Below are 17,150 nucleotides of genomic sequence, written 5' to 3' on the forward strand. Positions count from 1 at the left end.
GGGGTCATCGCCGCTCCCACCGGTGCGTCGCCGTGCGGATGCTCACGATCACCAGCAGGGCCCAGCCGATCTCGATGAGCAGGCGACTCTCGGCCAGGCTGTGCACGAGCAGTGCGACGAGGAGGGCGAACGGAAGCAGGGCCGACTCGCGTGGCCCGTCCATCGCGTACACCCACGCCCGCAGCAGGGTCGTGAGCACGAGGAGCCCGACCACGACGACGCCGAGGATGCCGAGTTGGAGGAAGACGTCGAGCCACGCGTTGTGCGCCTGGAGGTAGGTGACGCCCTTGATCACCGCGAGGTCGTCGAACGGCGCGACCCAGGGTGCCCAGTACGAGATCCATCCCCACCCGGCGACGGGGCGCTGCATCGCGAGGTCGGTGACGGCCGCCCAGATGTCGAGCCTGTTGGTGAGGTCGCTGCTGCGCCCGACGAGGGCGAGGAGCGGGGCGCGGAACACGATCGCGAGGGCCGCGACGGCGCCCGTGCCGACGATGAGTCCCACCGCCGTCGACACCCGTCGCGTGCCGGACCCTCGTCTCGCGAACCAGGCGACGAGCACGACGACGGCGACGGCCGCCGCGGCGACGAGCACGGTCGTCGACCGGGTGAGCCCGAGCACTCCGAGGGCGACGATCGTCCACGTGACGAAGCCGAGCATCGAGCCTCGGCCGGCGACGATCTTCGCGACACCGGCGATCAGGGCGAGCAGCGCGATCATCGCGAGGATGTTGGCGTTGCCGACGATGCCCTGGATCCGACCGCCTTCGAAGAGCACATCACGCGACCAGTAGAACGCGGCCGGGATCTTGTCGAGGTCGGAGTAGTCGACGAAGAAGGGCAGCACCGGGCCGCGGACGAACAGCGCGACGACGAGCTCGAAGAGCAGCGAGAGCCCGAGGGCCGCTCGCATGGCCCGGGCGAGGGCGTCGACGAGCTCGGCCCACGTGAAACAGGTCGCGAGGAAGACGGCGTACGTCGTCGCGACGAGCGTGAGCGCGACCCCCATGACGCTCTCGAGGCGATAGGCCGACCAGGCGATCGAGAGCGCCATGAGCCCGAGCGTCGCGAGTAGCAGGAGTGGAAGGCGCCGCACCTCGAGCCGGCTGCGCACCAGCTCGACGACCGAGAGCACGACGAAGACGAGCACGATCGCGCCCCAGCCCCACCACGTGAAGAGGTAGCGCCAGAAGTCGCCGGCCGCGAGCGTGAAGAACCCGAAGGTCGCCAGGAACAGGCGATACGGGCTCGCGGGCGTCATGCGCTCAGGCTACCGGGCGCGCCTTCCCGCGAGGTCAGACGAACGCCGCCTTGCCGGTGATCGCGCGCCCCACGATGAGCGCGTTCATCTCGCGCGTGCCCTCGTAGGAGTAGATCGCCTCGGCGTCGGCGAAATGCCGCATGACGTCGTAGTCGAGCACGATGCCGTTGCCGCCCATCGACTCGCGCGCCCAGGCGACCGTCTCGCGCATCCGGGACGCCGTGAACTCCTTCGCGAGCGCCGCGTGCTCGTCCTTCTGCGTGCCCTCGTCGAGCATCGCCGAGACGCGCGTGCACAGGGCGATCGAGGAGGTGATGTTGCCGAGCATCTTGGAGTAGTGCTCCTGGATGAGCTGGTGGCCGTCGATCGTCTTGCCGAACTGCACGCGCTCGGAGCCGTACTTCACAGCACCCTCGTAGGCACCGATCGAGTTGCCGACGGCGGCCCACGCCACCTCGGCACGGGTGAGCCGCAGCACAGCGGCGGTGTCGCGGAACGAGTTGCCGTTCTGCAGGCGGTTCGCCTCGGGCACGCGCACCTTGTCGAGCGTGATGTCGGCGTTCTGCACGATGCGCAGCGCCTGCTTGTTCTCGATCTTCGTGGCGGTCCACCCGGGGGTGTCGGTCGGAACGAGGAAGCCCTTCACCTGGCCGTCCTCGGCGCTCTTCGCCCAGACGATCGCGTGGGATGCGACGGTGCCGTTGCCGATCCAGCGCTTCGACCCGGAGATGACCCAGTCGTCGCCGTCGCGCTCGGCGACCGTGCGGAGACCCTGCGCCGAGTCGGACCCGGAGAGCGGCTCGGTGAGGGCGAAGCATCCCAGCCACTCGGCCGACGCGAACTTCGGAAGCCACTCGGCGCGCTGCTCGGGCGACCCGGCGACGCCGACGGCGCCCATGACCAGGCCGTTCTGCATGCCGACGAGCGTCGCGACCGACGCGTCGACGCGCGCGAGCTCGAGCGCGACCCAGCCGCGGAAGACGGCGGAGTTCTCGAACGGCTGCGTCTCCTTCCACGGCATCCCGAACAGTCCGAGGTCGGCGAGGCCCTTCACGACGCTCTGCGGGAGCCACTCGGCCTTCGCCCAGTGGTCGTTGACGATGGGCTTGACCTCGGTCTCGAGGTAGTGCCGCAGCTTCGCGAGCACCTCCTTCTCGCGGTCGGCGAGGCCGTTCTCGAATCCGTAGAAATCGCTGGCGAGCGTGGTGAAGGACATGGCGTGAGCCTACGGACGCGGCCCGCCCCCGTCGATGGGATTGGTACTTTGGTGCAACTACCGAGGGGATGTGCGGGCCTGATGTTCGTGGAGATCACCAATGAGGCCCGGGATTACTCCTGGGGCTCGACGACGCTGCTGCCCCACCTTTTCGGGCGCGTCCCGAGCGGCAGTCCCGAGGCCGAGGTGTGGTTCGGCACCCATCCGGGATCGCCGGCGCGACTCGCCGAAGGTGGCGGCGACCTGCGCGACGTCGCGGGGGAGCTGCCGTTCCTGCTCAAACTGCTCGCCGCCGGAGCGACCCTCTCGCTGCAGGCCCATCCGACGACCGCGCAGGCGGAGGCGGGCTTCGCGCGCGAGGACGCCGCCGGCATCCCGCGCGATGACCCGGCGCGCAACTACAAGGACCCGTACTCCAAGCCGGAGATGGTCTACGCGTTGACGGAGTTCCGGGCGCTCAGCGGGTTCCGCCCCGTGGCGGAGGTGCGCACCGATCTCGACACCGCCGCGCCGGGTCTCCTGCCCGACCTGGTCGACGACGCCGACCTCCGCGCCGTCGTCGAACGCCTCCTGTCGACCGACGTCGCCGACGACGTGGACGCGATCGTCGCCGCCTCCGCCGACGGTGCAGGTGAGTCGTGGGCGACCGTGCGCGATCTCGCCGCGCAGTGCCCGGGCGACCCCGGCATCGCGATCTCGCTCCTGCTGCACACCGTCGTGCTGCGTCCCGGCGAGGCGCTCTACCTCCCCGCCGGGAACATCCACGCGTACCAGCGCGGTCTCGCGATCGAACTTATGGGGCCGTCCGACAACGTGCTGCGCGGCGGACTCACGCCGAAGCACATCGACGTGCCCGAGCTGCTCGGCGTGCTCGACTTCCGCGCGCTGCCCGAGCCGCGCATCCAGCCGGTCGTCGACGGCGGTGTGAGCGACTTCGCGCCCGCGGGGGCGGGGTTCCGTCTGCGGGTGCTCGAACCGGGAGCCGCGCTCGATGTGCAGGCGCCCGCGCTGGTGCTCGTGCTCGACGGCGACGCGACGGTGGGGGATGCCGTCTTCGGCACCGCGCGGGCGGGCGCAGTCGTCGAGGGCGTCGAGACGGTGCGTGCGGCGGGCCGAGTCGTCGTCGCAACTTCGGCGGTCGAGTAGCCGCGAAACGGCGCGTCGAGACCCTCGCGCCCGGTCTCGACACGCTGGTCTCGAGACGCGTCCGCCGTCGGCGGGCGCTCCTCAACCCCGCTACTCGATCACCGAGTGGGGGTCAGCCCGCCATGACCTCGTCGAGGCGGCAGGAGAACGTGCGCCGGTAGCTCGTCGGGGTCGTCTGCAGCACTTTGAGGAAGTGGTGCCGCATGACGGCCGCGGTGCCGAACCCGGCGAGCTGCGCGATCTGCTCGAGGCCGGAGTCGGTCTGCTCGAGCAACTGCTGCGCCCGCAGGATGCGCTGACGATTGAGCCACGCGGCCGGTGTCGTGCCGAGGTCGGCGCGGAAGCGGCGCGCGAAGGTGCGCGACGACATGAGCGCCCGGCGGGCGAGCTGGTCGACCGTGAGGTCCTGATCGAGGTGCTGCAGCATCCAGTCGGTGACCTCGGCGAACGAGTCTGCGCGCCGTTCGGGGATGGGTGTTGGGATGTACTGCGCCTGCCCGCCGTCGCGCTGCGGGGGCACGACCATGCGGCGGGCGATGACGTTGGCGGCCGCGGCGCCGTGCTCGACGCGCACGATGTGGAGTGCGGCGTCGATGCCGGAGGCGGTGCCGGCGCTCGTCACGATCTTGTCGTCCTGCACGAAGAGCACGTCGGGGTCGACCTCGATGCCGGGGAAGCGGCGGGCGAGCCGGTCGGTGTGCATCCAGTGGGTGGTCGCGCGGCGACCCTCGAGGATGCCCGCCTGCGCGAGCGCGAACGCCCCGCTGCAGACGCTCAGCACCCAGGCGCCGCGGGCGGCGGCATCCCGGATGACGGAGAGGTACCGCTCGTCGACGACCTCGGTGCCGATCATGTGCGCGGGGACGGCGATGAGGTCGGCGTCGGCGGCGACGGAGAGGTCGTTCGCGACGTGGATCGGGAAGCCGAGGCTCATCGGCACCGGTCCGGGATCGGCGGTCGCGATGTGGAACTCGAACCCGGGGCCGCCGGTCGCGGTGCGGTCGATGCCGAACACCTCGCAGACGACGCCGAACTCGAACGGCGCGGTACCGGGGAGCACGAGGCAGACGATCTTGCGCAGCACGATTCCTCCTGGCAGCTTTTCGACGAACTACGGCGATCATGCCACTCGTGGCGGGAACACGCAATTCGTAGCGTTACTGCCATGATGATGCTGCTGATCCTCCTGGTGTCCCTCGCCGTCGTCGCGACCGCGGCGACGATCCGCACCGTCGCCCTCGACGGCTATCGGCGCGCCCCGCGCTGCCCGGCCTCTACCCTGGAGGCGTGACCTGGCTCGTGACCGGCGGCGCCGGCTACATCGGCGCCCACGTCGTCCGCGAGTTCCTCTCGGCCGACCTCCGGGTGGTCGTCCTCGATGACCTCTCCACCGGACAGCTCGGGTTCATTCCGGGCTCGGTGGCGTTCACACGCGGGACGATCCTCGACGGCGCGCTCCTCGAGCGCGTCTTCGACGAGCACGACGTGACGGGTGTGGTTCACGTCGCGGGATTCAAGTACGCCGGGGTCTCGGTGCAGCGGCCGCTCTTCACCTACGAGCAGAACGTCGACGGCACGACCGTGCTGCTGGCCGCGATGCAAGACAGAGGGGTCGACAGGATCGTCTTCTCCTCGAGCGCCGCCGTCTACGGCGCCCCGGATGTCGACCTCGTCACCGAAGACACCCCGCGCGCTCCCACGTCGCCGTACGGCGAGTCGAAGCTCATCGGCGAGTGGCTGTTGCGCGACCAGGAGGTCGCCGCGGGGCTGCGGCACACGTCGCTGCGCTACTTCAACGTCGTCGGGTCCGGCGACCCGTCGATCCGTGACACGAGTCCGCACAACCTCTTCCCCCTGGTCTTCGACGCCCTCGCCGAGGGGCGCGTCCCGCGTATCAACGGCGACGACTACCCGACCCCCGACGGCACCGCGGTGCGCGACTACGTGCACGTGACCGACATCGCCCGCGCCCACGTCTCGGCGGCGAGGCGAATGGATGCCGGCGAGCCCCTCGAGGCGGCCTACAACTTGGGCAGCGGGTCGGGGTCATCGGTCGCCGAGATCATGGCCGCCGTCGCGCGCGTCACCGGCATCCCGTTCGCGCCGGAGGTCGGCCCGCGTCGAGCGGGCGACCCTCCCCGCATCGTTGCGAACGGAGACCTCGCCGCACGCGACCTCGACTGGCAGATGCGGCACACCCTCGACGAGATGGTCGCGAGTGCGTGGGCCGCACGCCAGGCGGCGCCAACCCCCTAGGCCGGTTTCGACCCCCGAGGCCACCCGGCGAGTCGCGACCGAGGGAAAACTCTCCGGCGACCTATCATTCCGCGACTTGACTTGAGGGGAATGACACCGGTGTAATTAGGCAAGCGCCCGGCGGGGAGGCGCGGTGCCAGCGAAGGGGACAGGGAACATGACGCGGAACGAGCCGGCTCGTCAGAGTCTGCAGGAGCCGGGCCGTCAGGCGTCCCCGGCCGGCTACACGCCGAACGTGCCGAGCGACTGGTTCGTCGACCCGGTGCGTCTCGGCATCCCGGGACTGCGTCCGCAGCAGGTCGATGACGAGAACCCGCTGTCCTGGCAGACCGACGCGCTGTGCGCGCAGACCGATCCCGAAGCGTTCTTCCCCGAGAAGGGCGGCTCGACACGCGACGCGAAGCGCATCTGCACGACGTGCGAGGTCAAGGCCGAGTGCCTCGAGTACGCGCTGCAGAACGACGAGCGCTTCGGCATCTGGGGCGGGCTCTCCGAGCGGGAGCGTCGACGGCTCCGCAGGGCGCGCTCGGCGTAGGTCTCGACACGCGCGCGCTTCGCTCAGAAGCGAGGCGCTTTCGCGCCTCGCTGCGGTGCCAGCGCCGACGCCCGTCTGGGGCGTCGGGTCACATTGAGCCGACAAGGGTGTCGCCTCCGCTGATCGGACGCAACCGCGCTTAGCCTCGAACACGATGCCCGGGGTGACCGCGATCCTCGTCGCCCGTGAGGGCGGCACGGAACTCGAGCGCGCCCTCGAACGCCAGCTACGTCCGCCCGACGCGGTCGTCGTCGTGGCGGCGGGTACGTCGCTCGCCCGAGCCGTCGGTGGTCTTCCCGTGACCGGCTCCGACGACTGGCTCTGGCTGCTCCCGGGCGACGCCGAGCCCGAGCCCGACGCCCTGGCGCGACTTCTCGCGGCGGTCGAGATCGCGCCGTCCGTCGTCATCGCGGGACCGAAGCTCGTCGACCCCGACGACCGCAGCTCGCTCCGCTCGTTCGGCGAGAGTGTCACCCGGTACGGCACGACCGTCCCGTTGGCCGACGACGAGCTCGACCAGTCGCAGCACGACGTCGAGAACGACGTGCTGGGTGTCGTGCTCCCCGGCATGCTCGTGCGCCGCGCGATGTGGGATCTGCTCGGCGGGCCCGACCGCGGTCTTCCGACGATGGATGCCGGACTCGACCTCTCGATCCGGGCCCGGCTCGCGGGTGGCCGGGTCGTTCGCGTCCCGGGCGCGCGCGTCGCCGTCGAGGAGGGGGTGCAGGACTTCCTGCGCCGCAAGCCGCTCGGGGCGACGGCGCGGGAGCGCGCGCGACGCGCTGCCCAGCTGCACCGACGCATGGTCTACGCGCCCCCCGCCGCGGCGGCGCTGCACTGGCTCTCCCTCCTCCCGCTCGCGGTGGTGCGCGCCGTCGCCCTGCTGCTCGGCAAACGTCCGGGCGCGATCCCGGGCGAGATCGCGGCGACTTTCGTCGCGATCTTCGACGGCTCGGTGCCCGCCGCGAGGGCATCCGTGCGTCGCACGCGCCGCGTCGGCTGGCAGGCCCTCCAGCCGCTGCGGATTCCGCCCGACGTCGTGCGCGAGCGGAGGGCGACCGCGCGCGACCGTGCCTACGCGGATTCGGGGCTGACCGACCTCGCGCGCGCCCACTTCCTCCCCGGCGGTCTCACGGTCACGGTCCTCGCCGCCGTCCTCGGCGTCGTGCTCGCGATCCCGCTGCTCGGCGCGAGGGCTCTCGCGGGCGGGGCGACGCTGCCGTTGTCGTCGGAGCTCGGCGCCCTCTGGTCCGGCCTCGGCTGGACGGTCCGCGACGGTCTCGACCTCGCCGGACCCGCCGACCCGTTCCACGCCGTGCTCGCGCTGCTCGGCACCCTGACCCCGTGGAACCCGTCGACCTCGCTCGTGCTGCTCTGGATCGCCGCACCGCCGCTCGCCGCCCTCGCGGCCTGGTGGTGCGCCACGCGTCTGAGCTCCCGGGCCTGGCCTCCCGTGCTCGCAGCCGCGCTCTGGGTGCTCGCACCGCCGTTCCTCGCCGCGCTCGTCGAAGGACGCCCCACCGCCGTGCTCGTCCACGTGCTGCTGCCCTGGCTCGTGCTCGCGCTCCTCGACGCGCCCCGCTCCTGGAGTGCCGCGGGTGCCGCGTCGCTGCTGACCGCTGCGGTCGTCGCGAGCGCTCCCGTGCTCACGCCCGTGCTCCTCGCGGCGATCGTGGTGTGGGCGTTCGCGCACCCTCGATCGCTCGTGCGGCTGCTCGCCGTCCCGCTCCCGGCGCTCGTCCTCGCAGCGCCCCTCATCGCGGCGCAATTCGCCCGCGGCACCCCGCTCGGACTGCTCGCCGACCCCGGCGTTCCCGTGCCGTCGACCCCGCCGAACGGATGGCAGCTGCTGCTCGGATCCCCGTCGGCGGGCGGTTGGGCGTCCCTCATCGAGTCGCTCGGGCTGCCCGGCGTCATCGCCACGCCGGCATCCATCGCGCTCCTCGCCCCCCTCGCCGCCGTCGTCCTGATCTCGCTCTTCCTCCCCGGGGCTCGTCGCGCCGTGCCCGCGACGATCGTCGCGCTCGGTGGCCTGGCCACCGCCGTCGCAGCCGCGCACCTGGCCCCCGCCGCCGCGGGATCGCTCAGCGTCGGGATCTGGCCGGGCACGGGGCTGAGCCTCTACTGGGCGGGCCTCATCGGTGCCGTCGTCGTGGCCCTCGGCGCGCTGCGACGGGTCGCGGTCGTCGTCGGGGTCGCCGTGCTGCTCTCCGCCGCGGTCGCCGTGGCACCGTCGCTCGTGACACTCGTGACCGGGGCCGGACACGTGGTGCCGGGGGACGGGCGCGTACTGCCTGCCATCATCGCCGCGGAGTCGCTCGAGGATCCCGGGCTCGGCACGCTCGTGCTGCGCCCGCAGCCCGACGGGTCGCTCGCCGTCGCGGTCGAGCGGGGAGCCGGGACGACGCTCGATCGCACGTCGACATTCGCCGCCACGCGTCCCGAGCCGAGCGCCACGCAGCTCGAGGTCGCGGAGCTGGCCGGCAATCTCGCGTCGCGCGGCGGCTTCGATCCGGCGCCCGTCCTCGACGCTCTCGGTCTCGAATTCGTGGTGCTCGCACCCGCGGCAGACCCCTCCGCGTTCGACATCCGCGAGCGTGCCGCGGAGGCGCTCGACGCCCAACCCGCGCTCGTGACCGTCGGCGACACCGCCCGCGGCTCGCTGTGGCGCTACGCGGGACACGAGGCAGTGCTCGTCGACGCCCCCCCGGGCGCGCTCGGCACCCTCGCGCTCACCGGACAGGCCGTGGTGTTCGCTTTCGCCGTGCTGCTCGCCCTGCCGACCGGTCGACGACGTCGGATCGTCGCGGGTCCGACGGAAGCCGACGCCGACGACCGGCTGCAACCGGACGACTTCGAGGACGACGTCTTCGACGAGGAGCATCGTGGCTGAGCGACGGGGACTCGTGATCGGTGCGCGCATCGCGAGCGGCACGGTCGCGGCGGGCGTCGCCGCGGTCGTCATCGCGGCGGTCGCCTTCCTGCCGCTGCCCACCAGCTCCCTCGCGCCTCGCACGGTGAGCGTCGACCCGGCCCCCGCCGATCAGGTACGCGTCTGCCCCGGATCGGCGCTGCGACTCGGCGACGCGACGGGCGGCAACGCGGATACGACGTTCGCGATCGAGGTACCGACGATCGCGGGCGCCGCGTCCGACGGCAGCCTCGAGCGGACGCGCCTGCTCTCCGCCGATGAGGGTGCGTCGTCCGCGTCGGCACCCGAGCTGCTCCGCGTGCCCCCGAGTGACGGAACCCTCCTCGCGGGCGCCCAGGTGCAGTCGGTCGACGTCGACGGATTCCGCGGACTCTCGGCCGCGTCCTGCGGAGAGCCGACGGGGTCGGCCTGGCTCGTCGGCGGTGCGACCACGGTGGGACGCACGACGCTGCTCGTGCTCGCGAACCCCACGGAGGTGCCGTCGCGCGTGAGCCTCGAGATCTTCGGAGAGGACGGCGTCGTCTCCGCCCCCGGGATGTCGGGCATCGACGTGCCCGCCGGCGCGCAACGCGTGCTCTCTCTCGCGGGCTTCGCACCCGGCCTCGAGTCGCCCGTCGTGCATGTCAGCGCGCGGGGCGGCCGGATCGTCGCGTCGCTCCAGCAGTCGATCGTGCGCGGACTCGACTCGACCGGCCTCGAACTGATCGGCGCGGGGGCCGACCCGGCGGCGTCGCTCGTCGTCCCCGGCGTGCGCATCCTCGACGCCGTCGGCACGGGTCGCGCGAGCGGCCTCGCCGATTGGCAAGATGTCGTCCCCGTCGTGCGTATCGGCATGCCGGACGGCGACCGCAGCGAGGTCGAGGTGAGGGTGGTGCCCGAAGGTGGCGGGATCGGCACGTCCTTCGTCGTCGACCTCGAGGGCGGCGAGGTCGTCGACATCCCTCTCGACGCCGGCGGTGAGGAGGGCGACGGGTCGGAACCCGCTCCCGACGACCCCGACCACGCCCACGGACTCCAGGACGGCATCTACACGGTCTTCGTCGATGCCGAGGTGCCGGTCGTCGCGGCCGTGCGCGTCTCGACCGCCGTCGATACGGGGGAGTCGGAGGATCCGGCCTCGGTGCTGAGCGGTCCGCCGAGCGACGTCGCGTGGTTCGCTGCCGCACCACCGCTCGACGGCGGTTCGCTCGTCGTCGTGCCCGACGGGCCGTCGCCGCGCATCTCGATCGTCAACCCGACCGCCGACGGCATCGAGACCGAGCTCGCACCGGTCGGCGGGGGTGACCCGATCCCGGTCGTCATCCCGGCGGGCGCGGCGGCGACGTTCGACGTCGCGCCCGGTGCCTACCTCCTCGCCGGATCGGAGTCGCTCTCGGTCGCCGTGAGCTTCGCCGCTCCCGCCGCTCTGGCATCCTTCGTGGTCTCCCCGGCCCGACCGGTCGCCGGACTCGTCGTCGTCCACACCGACTGAGGTGGGCGGAGCGCCGCTCAGAAGTGCCGGTAGCGCTCCGGGGCGATGTCCCACGGGTCTTTGCCGAGCAACTCGGCGACGGCACGGAAGACGCAGCTCTCGATGAGCGACCGCCGGTGCCAGTCGTCGTCCTTGTGCAGGTGTGCGAGGCGCTCGATCGGCACGCGGTAGAGCACGACGATCCGCCGCGCGACGTCGACACGCCACCGATCGACGCCGTGCGGAGCCGCCTCCCCGGGCGGCACCGCACCGACCTCGAACCGCACCGCCGACATCTCGTCGGGCCACAGGTCGCGCAGGTACTCGACCGCGGAGGCGATGCTCGCGTCGAAGAAGTCGATGCGGGTGCGGAGGCGGCGAAGGTGCGGTCCGGTGACCGACGAGCGCAGCCCGCGGCCGTGGCGGTCGCGCGAGAGCGCCCGGGTGCCCGCGGAGCCTGCCTCGGACGAGAAGCCCTGCCGCCCGATCCTCGCCATGCGCCCCAGTCTAGGCAGCGCCCCGGCGTGCCGGACCGAACCCGCGACATCGCGGGATTACCCTGACCGGGATGGGCGAGAGGATGCTACGGCGACCCTGCAGCAAGGTGGCCTGCGGTGACGATGCCGTGGCCACGCTCACCTATGACTACTCGGATGCGATGGCCGTTCTCGGCCCGCTGAGCTACCGCTCCGAACCGCACAGCTACGACCTCTGCGGACGTCACTCCGAGCGCCTCTCGGTGCCGCAGGGGTGGCAGGTCGTGCGGCACTCGCTCGTCGAGGAGCTCGGCGCGTAATCCACGCCCTCGGCTGCGACAATGGATGTCATGTCCGCTCCCGTCACCACCGCCCTCCCCTTCAAGGTCGCCGATCTGCGACTCGCGGAGGCGGGACGTCACCAGATCCGCCTCGCCGAGCACGAGATGCCCGGCCTCATGGCTCTCCGCGAGGAGTTCGGCCCGACGCAGCCGCTCAAGGGCGCGCGCATCGCCGGTTCGCTGCACATGACGGTGCAGACCGCGGTGCTCATCGAGACGCTCGTCGCGCTCGGCGCGCAGGTGCGCTGGGTGTCGTGCAACATCTTCTCCACGCAGGATGACGCCGCGGCCGCCGTCGCGGTCGGCCCGACCGGCACCGTCGAGGCACCCGCCGGCATCCCCGTGTTCGCCTGGAAGGGCGAGACTCTGGAGGAGTACTGGTGGGCCACCGAGCAGCTCTTCGACTGGTCGAGCGAGGGCTTCGACGGGCCGAACATGATCCTCGACGACGGCGGCGACGCCACCCTGCTCGTCCACAAGGGGCGCGAGTTCGAGCTCGCCGGCGCCGTGCCCGACGCCGCGCCGGGCGACAGCCACGAGTGGACCGTCATCCTCGACACCTTGCGCCGCTCGCTCGCCGCGAGCCCCGACCGCTGGCAGAAGATCGGCGCCGGCATTCTCGGGGTCACCGAGGAGACCACGACGGGCGTGCACCGGCTCTACGAGCTGCACGCCGCCGGCGGGCTGCTCTTCCCCGCGATCAACGTCAACGACTCGGTCACGAAGTCGAAGTTCGACAACAAGTACGGCATCCGCCACTCACTCCCCGACGGCATCAACCGGGCGACCGATGTGCTCATCGGCGGCAAGGTCGCGTTCGTCGCGGGCTACGGGGATGTCGGCAAGGGCTCCGCGGAAGCGCTGCGGGGCCAGGGTGCCCGCGTGGTCGTGAGCGAGATCGACCCGATCAACGCGCTCCAGGCGGCGATGGACGGCTACCAGGTCACGACGCTCGAGAAGGCCGTCGAGTACGCCGACATCTTCGTCACGACGACCGGCAACAAAGACGTCATCACCGTCGAGCACCTGCAGCAGATGAAGCACCAGGCGATCGTCGCGAACGTCGGCCACTTCGACAACGAGATCGACATGGCCGGGCTCGAGGCCCTGGCCGGCGCCGAGAAGGTCGAGATCAAGCCGCAGGTGCACGAGTGGCGCCTGCCCAACGGCCGCAGCATCCTCGTGCTCTCCGAGGGGCGACTCATGAACCTGGGCAATGCGACCGGCCACCCGTCGTTCGTGATGAGCAACTCGTTCTCGAACCAGGTGCTCGCACAGATCGAGCTCTTCACGAAGCGTGAGGAGTACCCGATCGGCGTCTACGTGCTGCCGAAGGTGCTCGACGAGAAGGTCGCGCGCCTGCATCTCGACGCGCTCGGGGTGGAACTCACGCGTCTCACGCCCGACCAGGCGGCGTACCTCGGCATCCCGGTCGAGGGCCCGTACAAGGTCGATCACTACCGCTACTAGGAGCTCCGCTTAGCTCGGTTCCGAGCATCCGTCAACGCCCTCCCCCCTCTCGGGGGGTGCGGCTTAGCGTCGAATGGGACACTCCGTGTCCTGTTTCGATGAGGAGGCTGGAATGAGAACCACAGCACTGCGCACCGCCGGAGTGGCGGGCATCGCGATCACCGGACTCGTGTTGGCGGGATGCGCCGGCGACGGATCGACGGGCGACGGCGACTTCGCCGGCACCACGCTCGAGGTCTCGGCCACGTGGTCGGGCGCCGAGCAGGAGAACTTCGAGGCGGTGCTCGACGTCTTCGAAGAACAGACGGGAGCGACCGTCAACTACACGAGCTTCGGCGACAACGGCGCGACGACGCTCAACACGCAGGTCGAGGGCGGCAACCCGCCGGACGTGGCGGTCGTCGGACAGCCGGCCCTCATGCAGCAGCTCGCGACCGACGGGGCACTCGCGCCGCTCAGCGACGTCGCTGCCGGAAACGTCGCCGACAACTACGCGCAGACCTGGGTCGACCTCGGCACGGTCGACGGGGAGCTCTACGGCGTCTGGTTCAAGGCCGCCAACAAGTCGACCATGTGGTACAACGCCGACATCTACGACGAGGCCGGCGCTTCCGAGCCCGAGGACTGGGAAGGCTTCCTCGAGCAGCTGCAGCTCGTGTCCGACGCCGGCTACTACGGCATCTCGATCGGCGCCGACGTCGGCTGGCCGCTCACCGACTGGTTCGAGAACGTCTACCTCCGCACCGCGGGCGGCGAGATGTACGACCAGCTGACGAACCACGAGATTCCGTGGACCGACCCCTCGGTGACCGAGGCCCTCGAGGTGCTCGCCACCCTGTGGGGTACGCCTCTCGTGCAGCCGGGCGCCGACCAGCGCAGCTTCCCGGCCACCATCCCGGCCGTGTTCGGGGCGAACCCCGAAGCCGGCACCGTCTACGAAGGCGACTTCGTGGCGGGCAACATCGCCGACGACGGCAACTCGGTGGTGGGTGAGAACGCACTGTTCTACAACTTCCCGTCGATCAACGGCTCCGAGCCGGCAGTCGTGGGCGGTGGTGACGTCGCCGTCGCCTTCAACGACGACGAGGCGACGATGGCCCTCATGGCCTTCCTCGCGACGCCGGAGGCGGCCGAGGCGTGGGTGCCGAACGGCGGCCTGACCTCGCCGAACCAGAACGTCGACACGTCGCTCTACCCGGACGACACCGCCCGGCAGATCGCCGAGGCGCTCGTGGGTGCCGAGACGTTCCGATTCGACATGTCCGACCTGACGCCGAGCGCCTTCGGTGGCACGCCCGGCCAGGGCTTCTGGCAGATCATGATCGAGTTCCTGCAGAACCCGTCGGACATCGAGGGCACGCAGCAGAAGCTCGAAGACGCCGCCACGGCCGCGTACGCGGGCTGATCTCCGCCATGTCGAGCAGCTCGCCCCAGGTGGCGGCGCCGGCGCGCAAAGGTGAGGAGGGTCGGGTTCCCCCGGCCCTCCCGCCTGCGCGGCGCGCCTCCGCCAGTTCGGGATGGCGGCGCGTCGCGATCGCGGCGGGCTTCCTCGCCCCCGCGCTCGTCTTCCTCGGCGCCTTCGTCGTCTACCCGATCGTCTACACGGTCATCCGGTCGCTCTTCGACCGCTCGGGCGACGGGTTCGTCGGGCTCGAGAACTATGCGCGGATGTTCACGAACGACTCGACGTTCACGGCGATCCGCAACAACGTCATCTGGGTCATCGTCGCGCCGGCCGTCTGCACGATCCTCGGGCTCATCTTCGCCGTGCTCGCCGACAAGGTCAGGTGGGGCACGGCGTTCAAGCTCATCGTCTTCATGCCGATGGCGATCTCGATGCTCGCCGCCGGCGTCATCTTCCGCTCACTCTTCCAGGAGAACCCCGAGCTCGGGGCGGTCAACGCCGGCATCGTCGCCGTGCAGAACGCGATCGGCGGAGGAGCGGCCAACTACGAGGGCGCCCGTCCCCGGCCCGACGGTCCGCTCGTCGAGGAGCAGGGCTCGCTCGCGGGAGCGGAGCCCATCTCGCTCGGCGAAACCCAGGACTTCCCGCTCGTCGGGGTGCGTGCCGACGACGTGCCGGCGGAGGCCACGCAGGCGGAGGAGGCCGACGCCGGCGGTGACGCGATCGCGGGCACGGTCTTCCTCGACAACATCCGCGGCGGGGGAGGAACTCCGGGCGAGATCGAGGACGGGAAGTTCGGACTTCCGGGTATGACGGTGCACGCGGTCGACGAGTCCGGCAACGTCGCCGCGAGCGCCACGACCGGGCCGGACGGTACCTACGTCATCGAGGGGCTCGCCGACGGCGAGTACGTCGTCGCGCTCCCGGCCACGAACTTCGTGGCAGGCGGGCAGGGTGTCTCCTGGCTGTCGTCGGCGTTCATCACGTCGGTCATCATCCTCAGCTACGTGTGGATCTGGGCCGGCTTCGCGATGATCATGATCGCGTCGGGCCTCTCCGCCGTCGACCGGTCGTTGCAGGAAGCCGCGCGCACCGACGGAGCGAACGAGTGGAAGGTGTTCACCAAGATCACCGCGCCGCTCCTGGCGCCCGTGCTCGTCGTGGTGCTCGTCACGCTCATCATCAACGTGCTGAAGATCTTCGACTTGGTCTACGTCATACCCCCGGGCGCCTCGAAACCCGCGGCGAACGTCATCGCCGTCGAGATGTGGACGGTCTCGTTCGGCGGCGGCAGCGACCAGGGACTCGGAAGCGCGCTCGCGATCCTGCTGCTCGTGCTCGTGCTGCCCGCGATGATCATCAACGTGCGGCGCATGCGGCAGGAGAGGCAGTCATGACCGCGGCCGACATGAGGGCGGGGCAGCGTCCCCGCACCGTCGGGCAGAAGATCGTCGCCTTCCTCGGCAAGAGCGTCGTGCAGGTCGTGCTCGTCATCATCGCGCTGTTCTGGCTCGTGCCGTCGATCGGACTCTTCCTCTCGTCGCTGCGGTCGGCGAGCGACTCGGGCACGTCGGGGTGGTGGACCGTCTTCACGGCGCCCGCGCAACTCACGCTCGACAACTACGCGAACCTGCTGACGAATCCGACGATCCTCGGATCGATCGGCAACACGATCCTCATCACGGTGCCGACGACGCTGCTCGTCGTCGCCATCGGGTCGCTCGCGGGTCACGCGCTCGCCTGGGTGCAGTTCCCGGGACGCGACTGGCTGTTCATCGCGATCGTCGTGTTGCTCGCCGTGCCGCTGCAGGTGGCCCTCATCCCGCTCGCCCAGCTGTTCGGGGCTCTCGGGATCTTCGGGTCGGTGATCGGGGTCATCCTGTACCACGTCGCCTTCGGGCTGCCCTTCGCGATCTTCCTGATGAGGAACTTCTTCTCCCAGGTGCCCGCGGAGCTGCTCGAGGCGGCGCGACTCGACGGCGCGAGCGAGTTCCGCATCTTCCGTCAGGTCGTGCTGCCGCTCGGGCTTCCGGCGATCGCGTCGCTCGCGATCTTCCAGTTCCTGTGGACGTGGAACGACCTGCTCATCGCGCTCATCTTCACGAACTCGCAGTCGCAGCCCCTCACGGTCGCGATCCAGAGTCAGCTGCGGCAGTTCGGGGCGAACATCGACGTGCTCTCGGCGGGAGCGTTCCTGTCGATGATCGTGCCGCTCATCGTGTTCTTCGCCTTCCAGCGGTACTTCGTGCAGGCGCTCCTGGCGGGGTCGAACCGGTAGAGATTTGTCGGGTTAGTTGCACATTGCCGCGTACTCCGCGAGCAATGTGCAACTAACCCGACGTCCTGCTCGGGAACTCGTGGGGGGTGCCGCGCAAGGCCGGGGCGAGACGGGTCAGCCGCTCGCGCTCGAGCCGCAGGGCCTCCGCCTCCCGCTCGCGCCGCACGACGGTGATGCCCGCGAGGAACAACTCCGACTCCACCGGCGGCACGGGCGCGACGAACACCGACGCCTCCGTGGCGAGCTCCGCGGCGAGACGGGCGCGCCGCGCGGGGTCGTACTGCGACGCCTGCGCGAGGAACTGCGTGATCCGCCGCGAGAGCTGCGTCGGCATCCTGGCCACGTCGACGATGCGGGCCCACCCGGCGAGCTGCGGCGGGATGC

At 70.9% G+C, this 17,150-nt stretch carries 15 protein-coding genes and 1 pseudogene; 11 read left to right on the forward strand and 5 right to left on the reverse strand.

Annotated features, from left to right (window positions below; translation table 11 throughout):
* Window positions 1-4: 4 nt before the first annotated feature.
* Both ACO1X9_RS02545 and ACO1X9_RS02550 read right to left on the reverse strand, forming a co-directional pair.
* The gene (locus ACO1X9_RS02545; RefSeq protein ID WP_486349258.1) at window positions 5-1,261 is read right to left on the reverse strand and encodes an O-antigen ligase family protein; all 1,257 of its coding nucleotides are present in this window, start codon (window positions 1,259-1,261) and stop codon (window positions 5-7) included.
* Between the two features lie 34 nt (window positions 1,262-1,295).
* Window positions 1,296-2,477 (reverse strand): acyl-CoA dehydrogenase family protein, encoded by a 1,182-nt coding sequence (locus ACO1X9_RS02550; RefSeq protein ID WP_486349259.1) that lies wholly within the window; start codon window positions 2,475-2,477, stop codon window positions 1,296-1,298.
* 81 nt (window positions 2,478-2,558) lie between these two features.
* On the opposite strand from ACO1X9_RS02550, the gene manA reads away from it, so the two are divergent.
* Window positions 2,559-3,623 (forward strand): mannose-6-phosphate isomerase, class I, encoded by a 1,065-nt coding sequence (gene manA / locus ACO1X9_RS02555; RefSeq protein ID WP_486349260.1) that lies wholly within the window; start codon window positions 2,559-2,561, stop codon window positions 3,621-3,623.
* A gap of 112 nt (window positions 3,624-3,735) precedes the next feature.
* Here manA and ACO1X9_RS02560 read toward each other — a convergent pair whose 3' ends face one another.
* A complete protein-coding gene (locus ACO1X9_RS02560) occupies window positions 3,736-4,707 on the reverse strand; it encodes a GlxA family transcriptional regulator (RefSeq protein WP_486349261.1) in 972 nt (323 codons plus the stop codon).
* Between the two features lie 81 nt (window positions 4,708-4,788).
* Here ACO1X9_RS02560 and ACO1X9_RS02565 point away from each other — a divergent pair, with 81 nt between their 5' ends.
* The 5 genes from ACO1X9_RS02565 (at window position 4,789) to ACO1X9_RS02585 (ending at window position 10,817) form a co-directional block, all read left to right on the forward strand.
* Entirely contained in the window at window positions 4,789-4,914 is a 126-nt protein-coding gene (locus ACO1X9_RS02565) for a hypothetical protein (RefSeq protein WP_486349262.1), read from the forward strand.
* On the forward strand, window positions 4,911-5,879 hold the full coding sequence (galE, locus tag ACO1X9_RS02570) for a UDP-glucose 4-epimerase GalE (RefSeq protein ID WP_486349263.1): 969 nt from the start codon (window positions 4,911-4,913) through the stop codon (window positions 5,877-5,879). Before ACO1X9_RS02565 ends, galE begins: the two co-directional genes overlap by 4 nt.
* Window positions 5,880-6,036: 157 nt before the next feature.
* The gene (locus ACO1X9_RS02575) at window positions 6,037-6,414 is read left to right on the forward strand and encodes a WhiB family transcriptional regulator (protein ID WP_486349264.1); all 378 of its coding nucleotides are present in this window, start codon (window positions 6,037-6,039) and stop codon (window positions 6,412-6,414) included.
* A 154-nt stretch (window positions 6,415-6,568) separates the two neighbouring features.
* Window positions 6,569-9,307, forward strand: coding sequence for a glycosyltransferase (locus ACO1X9_RS02580; RefSeq protein ID WP_486349265.1), 2,739 nt, complete (start codon window positions 6,569-6,571; stop codon window positions 9,305-9,307).
* Window positions 9,300-10,817, forward strand: a complete 1,518-nt coding sequence (locus ACO1X9_RS02585) for a DUF5719 family protein (protein WP_486349266.1) — start codon at window positions 9,300-9,302, stop codon at window positions 10,815-10,817. The genes ACO1X9_RS02580 and ACO1X9_RS02585 overlap by 8 nt, the downstream gene beginning before the upstream one ends.
* Before the next feature lie 17 nt (window positions 10,818-10,834).
* Here ACO1X9_RS02585 and ACO1X9_RS02590 read toward each other — a convergent pair whose 3' ends face one another.
* Window positions 10,835-11,293, reverse strand: a complete 459-nt coding sequence (locus ACO1X9_RS02590) for a metallopeptidase family protein (RefSeq protein WP_486349267.1) — start codon at window positions 11,291-11,293, stop codon at window positions 10,835-10,837.
* A gap of 83 nt (window positions 11,294-11,376) precedes the next feature.
* Between ACO1X9_RS02590 and ACO1X9_RS02595 the strand changes: the two genes are divergently transcribed.
* From ACO1X9_RS02595 to ACO1X9_RS02615, 5 genes are all read left to right on the forward strand, one after another.
* On the forward strand, window positions 11,377-11,592 hold the full coding sequence (locus tag ACO1X9_RS02595) for a DUF3499 family protein (RefSeq protein ID WP_486349272.1): 216 nt from the start codon (window positions 11,377-11,379) through the stop codon (window positions 11,590-11,592).
* Window positions 11,593-11,622: 30 nt separating this feature from the next.
* Window positions 11,623-13,083, forward strand: a complete 1,461-nt coding sequence (gene ahcY, locus ACO1X9_RS02600) for an adenosylhomocysteinase (RefSeq protein WP_486349268.1) — start codon at window positions 11,623-11,625, stop codon at window positions 13,081-13,083.
* A gap of 112 nt (window positions 13,084-13,195) precedes the next feature.
* Entirely contained in the window at window positions 13,196-14,488 is a 1,293-nt protein-coding gene (locus tag ACO1X9_RS02605) for an ABC transporter substrate-binding protein (RefSeq protein WP_486349269.1), read from the forward strand.
* An 8-nt stretch (window positions 14,489-14,496) separates the two neighbouring features.
* Window positions 14,497-15,885, forward strand: coding sequence for an ABC transporter permease (locus ACO1X9_RS02610; protein WP_486349270.1), 1,389 nt, complete (start codon window positions 14,497-14,499; stop codon window positions 15,883-15,885).
* Complete coding sequence (locus ACO1X9_RS02615; protein ID WP_486349271.1) at window positions 15,882-16,766, forward strand: carbohydrate ABC transporter permease; 885 nt, start codon at window positions 15,882-15,884, stop codon at window positions 16,764-16,766. Before ACO1X9_RS02610 ends, ACO1X9_RS02615 begins: the two co-directional genes overlap by 4 nt.
* Window positions 16,767-16,818: 52 nt before the next feature.
* Here ACO1X9_RS02615 and ACO1X9_RS02620 read toward each other — a convergent pair.
* Window positions 16,819-17,150: pseudogene (locus tag ACO1X9_RS02620) on the reverse strand (RDD family protein); the annotation flags it as partial.

The sequence above is a fragment of the Pseudolysinimonas sp. genome, from assembly GCF_057350545.1.